The organism is Paenibacillus sp. HGH0039, from assembly GCF_000411255.1.
Lineage (GTDB): Bacteria > Bacillota > Bacilli > Paenibacillales > NBRC-103111 > Paenibacillus_F.
In genome coordinates this window covers 1,309,240-1,322,252 of record NZ_KE150412.1, presented here as the reverse complement: position 1 = coordinate 1,322,252, position 13,013 = coordinate 1,309,240, and the positions used below count along the sequence as shown (strand labels likewise).

Below are 13,013 nucleotides of genomic sequence, written 5' to 3'. Positions count from 1 at the left end.
CGCTTGGGCTCCGGGATGTATTGGAACTTGTGTAAAAAAGGAAAGGGGGAGTGCGCGTGAGCTTTCTGTCCGATCTTCAAACTATGTACGAAGCGGGGAGCGGCACGCTGACGCTGGATACGGCGAAGCTGGGCCCGACAGGCGAGAAGCTCCGTCAATTGACGGGAAGCGGCACCCTGACCGTGACCGGGGTACGGACGGCTCCTGCGGAATCGGGGGGGATCATTACCTTTGAAGGCGCGGGTCTTCAACTGGCCGGCAGCCCGGCGAGGATGTTTTTTTCGGCGAAGAAAACGGCTTCGGTCCACGGCGCCGTATACGGGGCGGACTCGGAACCGGTGCTCGTGCTCTCGGTTTTCGTAACGCCGGACTGGCGCTTCGGGGATGCGCTGCCTTGGCTGACGAACACGTTCTGGCAGGACCTGGCGCTTAAACCCGGTACGGACGGAACAGCTCCGAGATGGCTGATCGCCGCCGGAAAAGCCGCGGAACCCGAGCTGAACCTCGACATGGACGGGGCGGTTTATTTCTACGGCGCGCTTGACGAAACAAAAGGGCTGCTGCAGGAAGCGGACTGGGTAATCGGCGTAGGTCCGTTGGCGTTCGGTCCCGCGGTTTTGCGGGATACTGGGGCGCCGGGCTTGTCGCTCGACCTGAAGCTGCCGGATGACGGCGGCGGGTTATCCGGGCTTTTTCAGGCGATGAAGGTGCCCGTCGACGCCAGGCTCGTTCATGACCCTGCGGCAGCCAGTGCGCCGTCCGGGCTGGAAATCACGGCGACGATCCAGTGGAACGGACAGCCGGTTCGGATTACCTCGCTGATTCTGCCCGCGGGGGGAGGAATTGCCGAGCTTTCCCTGGAAGGCCCGGTGGATCTTCCTTCCCCTGACGACATCGCCCATTGGTTCGGCGGCGTCAGCATCACGGAGTATCTTCCTCCGTCGTTTGAAAGCATGCTTGCGTCCGTCAAGATCGGACGTTTGGCCCTTGGTATAGGTCTCGGCTCCAGAAGCGTGGAGTACGTGAAGGCGACGCTTACCGCACTTGAGGACAAGCCGCTGACTATCGTCCCCAATTGGGTTGAAATCGGCGATATCGAGGCGGCCGTGGCCGTCCGGAACCCGTTCGATCATCCGAGCGCTTCCTACAAAATGTCCGGGATTCTGGACATCGGGGGCGTCGATCTGCTCGTTTCGGCGAACCTGGTTCCCTCGCCAAGGATTCCTGATCTGTCGGTCGTCGTACGGATGGAGCCGTGGAGCGAAATCGACCTCACGATGATCGCCGCCAAATTCGGCCTGCCGACGGGCGCGTACAAAATAGCGGTGGAGGAGTTCCAGATGGGCGGCTCCACCGCCGGCACATACTTTATCCGGGCGGGGTTGGCCCAGCATCCGCTCGGAACGGGCCCGAACACGTTTGTGATGAACAATCTCGTGTTCGAACTGGATTACGACGGCCAGCCGAGCTTCAATCTGGAAGGGACGATGACCATCGCCGGAGTGGACGCCCGTCTGTCGCTGGAGGCCGGTTCGGGCGATACTTCCGGCGGCACGTCTCGGGGGGGCTGGAACATCGTGGTCCAAGCGGGGAAAGAGAACCCAATACCGATGGGGGAATTGCTGGACGATCTCGCGGCCAAATTCGACGTGGGCATTCCTGCTCCCATACGCGGGATGACGCTAAAAAATCTGGAGCTGAAATACGCTTCCTCCGATTCGGGGAACAGCTTCTTTTTTACGGTCGAGAGCGATTTCAAAGTGAATTCCGTGCCCGTTGCCTTAACCTTGAGCATCCGCGTCGTTTCGAACCAGACCGGAACGGGCGATCCAGCCGGAGCCCGGTATGAGGCTTTTTTCGGCGGTCAGATCGTCATCGGATCGCTGGAGTTCGATCTTTTGTTTGACCGGCAGGATCTGACCTCGCAAACCTTTATAGCGACATACAGCCGGAAAAGCGGCTCCCCGCCCGCCGTTTCCATCCGCGATCTGGTTGCGTCCCTGTCACCGGAGCTGGCGGCGGAAATCCCGCAGAGCCTGGCGATCGATCTTCGGGATGTGAAATTCATTTTTTACAAAGACGAGAAAGAGAGCAAGTTTGCCCTCGGGCTTGACCTTGACGCGCATGTAAGCTTGACCGATCTGCCCCTTATCGGCAAAGAGCTTCCTGCCGACGATACGATTGCCGTTCAGCAGCTGCAGATTTTGTACGCATCTGCCCCGTTTACACCGGTCCAGGCGGGACAGATCAACAAGCTGCTGCCGGAATCGGTTCACCCGCTGCCGTCGGGAGTGGAGGCGGGTCTGACCGCGGGCGCGGATCTCCGTTTTGGCGGTACGCCGCAAACGTTGTCTTTCGCGCTTATACCGGGGGGAGGGCAGAAACAGCCCGCTCTCCGGGAGCCCTTGGCTGCGGAAGCGTCCGGGCAGCAGGACCCGGCCAATCCGGATGCCTGGGAATCGCCCGCGGCTTACGAGTCGGTGTCCGCACCGTCCGGCGGCCCTCCTGTCCCGGCTTTCTCTTCCGTGTCCTCCACATCCCCGGCATCTTCGGCTAAGTGGTTCCTTGTGCAGAAAACGTTCGGCCCCGTTTCGATCACCCGCCTGGGCATCGGTTACGGGGACGGGACCCTCTGGTTTATGCTGGACGGCTCTTTAACCTCATCCGGTTTGACGATCAGTCTGGCCGGCATGGGCTTCGGTTCCCCGCTCGATCGTTTCGAGCTTAAATTCCAGCTGCTCGGAATCGGCGTGGATTACACTCAGGCACCTCTGGAAATCGGCGGCAGCTTTATGGAAGTCGTGCCTCCGCCGGAGGGCGCCCGGTTTATGTATGACGGGGCCGCTACGATCCGGACGGCCGATTTTGCCTTGGAAGCGCTCGGTTCGTACGCGCAAATGCTCGATGGGCAGCCGTCGCTCTTCGTGTTCGCGAATGTGGATACGCCGCTCGGCGGTCCGCCCGCACTGTTTGTGACCGGGTTGTCCGCCGGTTTCGGCTATAACCGGGACGTAAATATGCCCGCGCCCGAGGAAGTATTCGAATTTCCGCTGCTCGCCCTGACCCGGGACACGGGGCCTAAACTGTCGATGAACGACGTAATGGCGCAGCTGGAAGGAACGCAGGAATACGCTCCCGGCAAGAAAAGGGCATGGATCCGTCCTCAAACCGGCGAGTACTGGCTGGCCGTGGGCGTCGATTTCTGGTCGTACGAGCTGCTGCATACCCGCGCCCTGCTTATCGCCAAATTCGGCAGGGAGCTGGAGCTGGCCCTGCTCGGGCTTTCCTCCATTCGTCTGCCCCAGGCCGGAAACACCATGTACGCTTACGCGGAGCTGCAGCTGGAAGCGGACTGGAAGCCGTCCGCCGGTTTCTTCGGGTTGACGGCTCTTTTGACTCCGAATTCTTTCCTGATCGATCCGAACTGTCATTTGACGGGCGGCTTCGCTTTTTATCTATGGTACGAAGGGGAGAGAGAAGGGCAGTTCGTCGTCACTTTCGGCGGCTATCATCCGAGCTTCAAGCCTCCGTCCTTTTACCCGGCCGTGCCGCGGATCGGCTTCAATTGGGCGGTCAGCGACTATGTGAACATACACGGCGAAGCTTATTTCGCCCTGACTCCGGCAGCCGTTATGGCCGGCGGGGGTTTGGAAGTTCTTTTTCACGACGGCGACCTAAAAGCCTGGTTCACGGCCCGTGCGGATCTGCTGATCACCTTCCATCCGTTCCATTTCCAGGCGGGTATCAGCGTGAGCATCGGGGCCTCGTACCGTCTGGACCTGCTGTTCGTAACCAAAACGATCAGCGTCGAGCTGGGGGCATCCGTAGAGCTGTGGGGACCGCCGACGGGCGGAAAGGCCCACGTGCACTGGTGGGTCATCTCGTTCACGGTCGGATTCGGAGCGGACCGCTCGGACGGGGACGAAAGCCCGATCGAGTGGGGCGAGTTTAAATCGCTGCTCCCTTCTCTCGACAACGTCTGCAAAATTACGGCCGTGGCCGGTTTGACAGGCTCGCTTTCTCCCGGCGCCTCGGGTACGGCTTTGAAATCAGACAGCGAAGATGCTGCGGGGAGCGGGGAGGGGGACATGGCGGTGCCGCCGGTTCAGACGTCCCAACCGTCTCAATCATCCGAACCGTCCCAACTGCATGAAGCGTTCCTGCCATCCCAACCATATGAACTGTCCCAACCATCTCAACCATCTCAGACATCGGAACTTTCCGATCCGGCGGGGCCATCCCCTTCCGGGCCGGGACCGGATATTTGGCTGGTCCGTGCGGGCTCCTTCAGCTTTACGACACAGACGGCGATTCCGGCCAGTCATTTCACGGCGGGCCAAGCGACGAACCCGGTGACGGACCCGAAATACCCGGAAGCCTACCCCGTACACATCCGGACAATGAACAAAACGAACGTCTCGTCCAAGCATCACCTGACGGTCGAAAAAGACGGATTGGACCACGATATTTCCGGTTGGCAGCTCGTTCCGTATTACCGGAACATGCCGACGGCGCTGTGGGGAGAGCCGCTGAAGGACGCGGACGGCCGGTTTATGCGCAATCCGCAGGTGCCGGGCAGCGATACGACGCGGAATACGCCCGCGGGCTTAACGGTTACTCCTCCCGGATCGAAGCTGGGTTATTCGGCGGCAGGCCTGCAGGCGGACCTGCTCGCTTACGATGACGTGGTGCCGCAGGGGCGGCTCCCGTTCGAGCCCGGAGGGGCCGCGAATACCGATTATGCGCCCGTTCCGGCCGATACGACACCGGGAGACATTGCGGGAGTTATGGGTCCCTCCGCGGCCAACCGGGCCGCCATATTTGCGGCGCTGCAAGGCATGCAGGCCTACAGCGGCACGAACGGACCTTTGCCCCGTCTTGCCGAAGAAGCGGGAGATCTCTTTACCGATTCTCCCATGCAGGTGAAGCCGTGAAAGGAGCGGAAAACATGAGTGACGAACCCCAGCAGGGTCAAATCCGGTTTTATGATCATGATTTACCCGGCTTACCCGCCGGAAATTACAAGGTAACCGTAAAGCAGTCCGTGCAGGATATCGGGATTACCGCTCAGGAGCAAGCTCTTCTGATGGCCGAACAACCCTTTATCGTGCACGCCCCGCAGTTTGCGATCGACCCTTCGGAGATCCACAGCCTGGTGCCGCCCGCGGGCAGCACCGGCAAATTTGCCGACGAGCTTCCGCACTTGGTGCTGAATACACGGGTCCTGCCGTGGGAGCGTGAGATGAGCGGGCCGAACATCCCCTGGCTGGCCCTGCTTCTTTTCCAGGAAGAGGAGCTTCTGGCCGGTCCTGCCGACCGGACGGATGCCGAGACGCTGGCCATCCGTTCGACGGCCGGCGAATTTATGGGGCTGAAAAACAGCCCCGACGTGTATGTCCCCCAGACTCTGGTCCGGGAGGCGGACGTGACCGAGGGCCAGACCTGTTTTTACATTCAAATGGATGCGGGTGTGTTCCAGTCGATCATCCCTCAGCTGAATGAGCTGCCTTATTTGACGCACGTCAGGCAGGTAAATACGCAGGATAAGGCAGCCGGGCACGAGGAGGACGGGTGGTACAGCGTCGTAACGGGCAACCGGTTTCCTTACGCGCAGGAGACCGATGAAGGCGGCTCGAGAAACATTGTTCATCTCGTATCGCTGGAAAAATTCGACGATCTTCTGCAGCCCGGCGCAAAGCCGCCTAAAGAGAAAATCGCCCTGTTGTCCCTCGCCAGGTGGACATTCCGCTGCCGTCCCGACAGCAAGGAAGATTTCGCCGGCCTCATGCATCGCCTGGTGGCCGAGGAAATGTCCGGCGCCGCGTATGATCCGGGCGCTTTGCTGCTCCGGCTGCCGCAAGGGGCGGCGGACGGAGGAGAGGAGCGGACAGCGCCGCCGGACGACGCGGCCGGTGCCGAAGCGAGGAAGCGGCTGCGCAGCGGTTATGTGCCCCTTCCGTTCCATATCCGGAGCGGGGAGGACACCTTCGCCTGGTACCGGGGGCCGCTCGCTCCGGTCCGGCCGGCTTCCTTCCTGCCCGCGGAACCGCTGCTCACGGCGGATGCGGCCTTGATTTACGACAAGGCGAACGGCTTGTTTGACGCTTCTTTGGCGGCCGCCTGGCAGATCGGGCGCAGTCTTGCTCTGTCCGACGCCACGTTCGGCTCGCTGCTCCTGGATTACCGCCGCCGCTGCCACCGGCTGACAGACCTGCTGTATCACCGGCTGGAGGCTTCGGGGCTGACGGACGCCGCCGATTTGAAGGAGCTCGCGCAATCTGGCTTGATGCGGGAGGCGCTGCTCGGCGCGATGAAGGGGGATTTGCTGGAGCAAATTCCGGAGCCGCCTCTCTACGGTTTGCCGCAGGACAGCCCGCAGCAGAATCTTTCCGCGCGCCGGCAACTGCTCCAGGAAGGCTCCGGCGTAAGTCCCGTTGCCGCGCTGCAGCAATTTTTGGCCGGGGATGAGGTCAAAGAGGCGGTCGCGGAGCTGACGCGGGACGATCTGGAGCCGATTGCGCTGTGGCTCGCCTACAAGCTTCTACTGTACGACGTACCGTTCTATTATCTGGTACCGGAGGAGCGAATGCTGCCGTCCGAATCCATCCGGTTTTTTTACCTGGATTCGAACTGGCTGGACGCCATGCTGGACGGCATGCTGGCAATCGCGATGCATTCCAGCCGCGACTCGTTTACGTACGGCATGACCAAAGGAACGATCCGGGCGGCAGCCGAAGCGGCCGCGCAAACCGTCCGTACCCGCCCCGGAGATGGGCGGAGCGCGGCGCCTGGCGGGGAAGCCCTGCCCTTGGCGGGCTTTCTGCTCCGGTCCGCTGCGGTTGCCGGATGGCCGGGACTTGCGGTGCGCGCCTTCGACGCCGTGGGGCTTCCGCTCGGGATCGCCCGTCTGGAGCGGCTTTCGTCCAGCGTGCTGCTCGCCTTATTCCGCGGCATCCCTGACAGGATTGAGCTAAGCGAGCCTCAGGAAGGGTTCCAGTTCGGTCTGAACGAGGAAGGGGAAATTAATTTGCGCAGCGTGCTGCCGGACCGTTCCGGATCTCCCTTCGGTTCGGAATTGAACGTGCATTTATCGGTTCGCGACCGGCATTTGAGACCGGGACGAGTTCTGGACTTGAGGCCCGACCAGGCGGACGGGCTTGTGCAGCAGTCGGCCGATGCGATCAAGCAAGCGCTGAAATTGGACCAATTGACGCTGAACCCTTCCGATTTTGCCCTGCAGATAGTTAAATCTCCGGAGCGGATCGTGTTTCAACCGGGCATGACAGTTAAGCCGCAGTAGAGTGGAGGAAAATCATGGATAATTCAACCTTATTGGTTCCCGTCGAGGTCAGTGCTCTTGCGGTAAACGCGTATGTTTGGGCCAACCAGCCTTTCCGGCGCTGGGAGCACAATTATACCCAGGTCAAAAGCTTCGGAAGCTCCGAGCCCGATCCGACGGACCGGGGCGGAGGCTTCGCGGGAAATCCGGACGATCATACCGGCGTTTACGTACACTGGACGCTTCCCGACGCGTTAAAACACGGTGTTCAGGACCCGGTCACACGGCGCGTGGAATTCCCCCTGGTCCCGAACCGCTGGCTAGTCGTGCGCTTTGGTGGAACTTCCGCCGGACGCGTATCCAAAGCGTATCTCGTGGAAAGCGACGCACCCGGCGGAGCGGGTTCGGCGGCTTATGTTTTTGATCCGGCCGTTATAGAGGCGTGGAAAGGAAGCAAGGATCCTGTGCGGCAGCAGGCTGGCGGGCGGTTAGGGGGCAGCGGCCGGCAAATCGCGGATGTGCTCGGACAAGTATTCGATTTGAGCGGCTGGTCGGAAAAAGGCATCGAACAACTGTTTGTGAAAGCCGTCGCTCCGGGCAATCCGCTTTTCAGCGCGTTTCAAAGCCACTGCAGCCAGGTGTTTTCCTTCCGGGATCCATTGGATGATGCCGAGCCGGAGTGCGCGGTGAGTTATCTGGTGGCCGGCTGGTATTCCAATCATGCGGAAGATCCCCTGCAAAAATGCCAAAGCGCAAAGCCTTCCGGAAGCTCGCCGGTTGACGCTTACAAACGGCAGCTTGCGGAGTTCTCGTGGACGGTTCAGAAAGCCGCCTCCGCCGGACCCGCTGACGGCTCCGCCGTGCCGGACGGCGACGTCCCGCAGGCCAGCTTGTACCACGGAATGGTGCTTGGCGTGAAGTGGAGCCGCTCGGGCGTGCTGCCGACGGTCAAGGACAAATACAAAGATCCCGCGGGCAAAGGGATACATGTGGCGGTCGGAAATACGTCGGCCGATGCTTTTAAAGCGATGATTGAGCGCCAGCTGAACGACCGAGCGAAGAACGGCGACGTTAAAGCGCAGCAGCTGCTTGCGAAGATGCCCAACGCGGCCGGACTGCTCGAAGCGTTTCAGTACGATATGCTTCATATACTTGACCAGCCGAGCGGCTGGGATCTTCTTGATCTCCGTATCCGGCAGGAATGGTTCGGCTCGAAGCCGGGCGGATACCGGTGGACGGTCGTGGATGCGAAGTCCGACCGGCCGGACAATCTCGGAGAACGTCCGCCGGAACAATGGCTCACGGCACTGAACGGTACGCAGGCCGCGCTGGACGAAAAACTGAATGAATTGAAAGCCGCCCGGAGGCGGCTTTACGACACGTGGTGGAAGCGGGGGAAATACGAATCCTACCCGGTATTCGCACGGCCGGACGGGTTGACCGAGGATCAATTCGCAAAGGCGCTCTCCGCCGAAAACGATCCGTCTTACGATCCGTCCAAGCCTGAAGGACCGGACAATATCGCCAGCCTGCCGAGGAAGATCATGGATCTCATCGGCGAGGCAGGATCGTTGATCGGCCAAGGCGTGCCCCGGCCGGCGGAAGGGGAGGGCCAGACCCCGGAAGAGGCGCTGGCGGCCGGGATCGAAGCTTTCGAACGGGCGAAGCGCGCCCAAGGGGAACTGAACGCGGACCGTAGCCTTAAGCCGGTGGCAGGACCCCGCTACTGGCGGGCCAATGATCCCGTCGTCTTCATCAGCGGTGCGGGAAGTACGGGCCGGATAAGCGGTCCGGACAGTTCTTTGTCCTGCCGCTTGTCGGCGCAAATCGTCGGCGGGATCACCATCGGCACCGACAGCGTGACGGCGGATGAGCTGGCAGCGGCGCTGCCCAAGCTTCCGCTGAGTCTGCCGGAACTGGCCTCCGCTCTTCAGGGCGATTACATCCCGCCGGACACTGCTTTGCAGCTTGCCGGCGCAGTCGGTTTGCTGCTGGCCGAGTTTTTCCTGCTCGATCCGGACAACGCTCCGGTCATTTCCGCGGGTCATCCCGGGATCACTCGGGAAATAATTGCGGGGCACGATCCCGCCCGTTTTCAAGGCATACTCCCCGCCTTCGTCCCCGGAGACTGGCAGCAGCCCTGGAATCCGCTCCTTCTGAAATGGGTGGCGGACTGGTATCCGATCGGGCATTCCAACTGGACGTTCGACGGAACCGATTACCGGTATGACGGCAAAGCCTCCGGTTCGAACGACCGGCAGATCGGGGGAGACATTTTGCTGACGCCGCAGACAAGCTTTCTTTTCCGGGACCGGTTGAAAAAACTCGTCCATACGCGCCAAGGCGAAGCGGAAGATACGGACGAAGGGCTGTTGGATCAGCTCGACGGTTTAATCGAAGATATCGACGGCTGGGATTTTATCTCCCAATCGCTCGGCGGTTTCGGCAGCCAGCTCGCTGTACGCGATACGCGTGTAAACCGGTCGCCGGATCCCGGATTAACTTTTACGTTTAAGGACGGCGGGCAAAAAACGCTGGCGGATCTCGTCGGCGACGAATATCACGATCTCCCTTATATCCGCTCGACCGGCGATACGCTGGAATTCCAGGGAGTCCGGCAGGGACAGTTCGCCTTCGCCTATTTAGCCGTGTACGATGCGTTCGGGCAAGTGCTGGAAGTAATCGGCGATTCGGGGCTCAGCCGCTCCGACGTGTTTGAGCCGATTTTGTCGGAAGGTCTTGCGCCGGACGCGCCGATCGAGGCGCAGAATGCCCAGCGGTTCATCCAGCTGCCGCCGAGGCCGAATCAGCATATCCGCCTCGATTTCCGTCTTATTGACGCGCGGGACGCGGGAAGGTTTGCCGACTTGGACAGCCTGGCGAACCCCGTTGCGGGCTGGCTGCTCCCGAATCATCTTAACGGCTCGGTATCCGTATACGATGCGCAGGGCGGCGCTGTCGGGGACGTCGGCCTGATCACGGGAAAAGACGGCGTCAAACGGGTTCATCTGCTCTATGCGCCGCTGGGTACTTACGGTAATCTTGCGGATATTGAGAAGCGGGCGCCCGAGCTGGCCAAAATGCTGCAAAGCTTGACGGCTGCGGACGAAGTTGCCTTCAGCCGCTTTCTTGAGGCGATCGATGCCTCCTTGTGGACGATCGATCCTCTCGCCGCAAGCAGCGACCGGAACGTGTCGGTCCTCGCGGGAAGGCCGCTTGCGCTCGTGCGCGCCAATCTGAAGCTGGCGCTGGACGGACCGGCCGCGAGGTATACCGGCTGGGCGGCCACCTTCAATCCGCCGCCGTCCGATTTTACCGGTAACGATTACGAGGTGAGACTGGGCGACACGGAAATCCGGAAGGACGGCTTGATCGGCTATTTTCTTAACGGCGCTTACGACCGGTTTAACAGCGTCCACCCGCTTGCAGCGGGAGAGGAAGCGGCCGGTTATGTCCGGCCGATCGGACCCGGCAATTTCTTCTCGCTGCGGTTTGACGGCGCACGGCAGGCCGAAGTGATGCTGCTGCTGGATCCGCGCGCTGCGGTTCACGCGGTTACGGGCATCGTTCCGGTGCAGGCTCTGGAGCTGCCTGCGCGTTTTACCGATCCCGTGCTGAGCGCGTTAAACCTCCAATTCCGGACGGGGCCGATCCTGACCGTGCTTCAGCCGGCTCCGGATAAGACAGCCGGTGGAGAGAACGGACCGTCAGGCGTTATAACGCTCCCCGTTCCCTCGGATAACGGAGGACAGTGGAAGTGGCTGGAGCCGCAATCCCGAGAAGACGGACCGTCCGCTTTTCTGACGTACACTTTGACCGAAATCGGCCAGCAGGCCCGGCTGAACTCCCGGTCGCTGTCGCTGCGCGAAGGCACGCTGCAATTCCGGAGCGGGTTCGCTCAAGGGACCGGAACCGGACCTTCGGAGCCCGGCAAGAGGGACACATCCGAATCTGAATCTGAAGGCTAAACCCAAAGCCCAAAGCTAAACCCAAAGCTAAACCCAAAGCTAAACCCAAAGCTAAACCCAAAGCTAAAGCAAACCATAAGAGCACTTAAACCCATGGAGGTTCAAACGATGAGCAAAGCTGATCTCCCCGCACTTTTGAATTACAGTATATTGACGTCACCGAGTCCCCTGCAGGCAAGTACGCAGACATATTCCGCTTCCGGCACCGTAACCTTGGTCGTGACCCCTCCCCCCGGGAAGGAAGTTTATTGTCCGGAAATCGATCTGTATATTCCTTCGGGGGTGCTTAGTCAGAAGGATATCTTTGACCCGGGTGTCAATACGGATAAGTGGCAGTACGCGGTCGGAAAGATCGTCCAAGGCAGCGAGGTGGGGCTGGCCGACATATCCTACATTCCGCTCAAATTTACGGCCAAGTCGTCGCAGGATTACCTGATTAACTATCCACTGATCTTGACGGTAGGCGTCGGCTCGGTCTCCGCCGCTCTCGGCGACATCCGCAACCTGCACATCCTGGAGACGTCCTCCTCGTTCTCCGGAGACTATCAGCCGCGCGATCTGCCTTTCGGCTTGACGATCGGGCTTCCGGAAATTTTTGTACGCAATTTTGTGGCGGGCGCCTACGACAGCTCTAAACCGGACATCGTGCCGGGCGGCAGCTTTGCGAACGGCCAGGCGTTCAAGCTCAGCTGGGAAGGCAACGCCAGCCAGTATCAGATTGTTACGACGGCAGGCACCGCTCCCCTGTACAGCGGAACCGATAATTCTTTCGTTGTGACGAAGGGCCTCAGTCAGACGACCACCTTTATTCTTATCGCAAGCCGGACCGATGGGGTTCGCGGCGAAACGCTGTACGTGTACGAAGCGGTGACCGTACATATCACGAACCCGGACGAAACGCCGAACACGGTGTCCGCAGCGGGAAACATTGCGACAGCCGCCGGATTGAACGGTAAGACGCTGCAGGTGTCGGGCTCCGCATCTTTGAACGGCGGCGCGGACGTAACCGGCACGCTGAACGTAACCGGCATGCTGAACGCGAAGAGTGCGCTGAACGTAACCGGCACCGCAACGATGTCCGGTGGGACGGTTACGGGCCTGCTTACGGTTCAGGGCTCCGCATCGCTCGGTAGTTCTTTGGTGCAGGGAGCGCTGACGGTCGGCGGCGGGTCAAACCTGTCCGACACCACGGTTAAAGGGGCTTTAAGCGCAGCGGGCAGCGTCGGGATTCTCGGGTACAACCAGCGGATCAGCACCGGTACGCATATGGCGGGAACGGACGGCTTTGTGATCGGCTATGTTCACCTCCCCTGGAAGCAGGTTTTATCGGTGGGCTGGATTTACGGAGGGACCGACGGATATATGGTACAGACCACCGGAGGGAATACGGGTGGTTTTACCGGCAACTGGACGAAGTACAATTATTCGAACCCGAACACGTTTATGTTTCCGGTACGGAGGGGAGCAAGCTACTGGGTCGGCGAAAGCTTTTTCAAAGACAATGAGGTGAATCCGAGTACGGTTTATTATTTTGTTCCTCTAGGAAGCGGTTCGAGCGGGGAAGAAGCTACGGTGAAAATCTCCGATGAAATTCCCGAAGATATCGTTCTGCCGTACGACGGCCTGGAGAAAACGAACGGAGCGGAACGTGCCGAACGAGTGGAGCTCCTGACCCGGCTGCTGGAGGAGATTTTGGAGAAACCTATTGGGGAAGATAAGAAGAAAGCCTTAATCGATGTGCTGGGAACCTTGTAGCCGAACGGATC

At 60.3% G+C, this 13,013-nt stretch carries 4 protein-coding genes; all 4 read left to right on the top strand.

The genetic code is table 11. From position 1 onward, the window contains the following. Window positions 1–56 precede the first annotated feature (56 nt). Window positions 57–4,934, top strand: coding sequence for a DUF6603 domain-containing protein (locus HMPREF1207_RS05710; protein WP_009673328.1), 4,878 nt, complete (start codon window positions 57–59; stop codon window positions 4,932–4,934). 14 nt (window positions 4,935–4,948) lie between these two features. Beyond that, entirely contained in the window at window positions 4,949–7,300 is a 2,352-nt protein-coding gene (locus HMPREF1207_RS05705; RefSeq protein WP_016423495.1) for a hypothetical protein, read from the top strand. A 14-nt stretch (window positions 7,301–7,314) separates the two neighbouring features. Further along, the gene (locus HMPREF1207_RS05700) at window positions 7,315–11,247 is read left to right on the top strand and encodes a hypothetical protein (protein ID WP_009673319.1); all 3,933 of its coding nucleotides are present in this window, start codon (window positions 7,315–7,317) and stop codon (window positions 11,245–11,247) included. Window positions 11,248–11,355: 108 nt separating this feature from the next. Beyond that, window positions 11,356–13,002, top strand: coding sequence for a hypothetical protein (locus tag HMPREF1207_RS05695; protein WP_009673326.1), 1,647 nt, complete (start codon window positions 11,356–11,358; stop codon window positions 13,000–13,002). The last annotated feature ends 11 nt before the right edge of the window (window positions 13,003–13,013 follow it).

What these genes read in the sequence shown, in the direction of transcription:
- HMPREF1207_RS05705 (WP_016423495.1), top strand. Translation starts at nt 4,949, where the DNA reads ATGAGTGACGAACCCCAGCAGGGTCAAATCCGGTTTTATGATCATGAT.
- HMPREF1207_RS05700 (WP_009673319.1), top strand. Translation starts at nt 7,315, where the DNA reads ATGGATAATTCAACCTTATTGGTTCCCGTCGAGGTCAGTGCTCTTGCG.
- HMPREF1207_RS05695 (WP_009673326.1), top strand. Translation starts at nt 11,356, where the DNA reads ATGAGCAAAGCTGATCTCCCCGCACTTTTGAATTACAGTATATTGACG.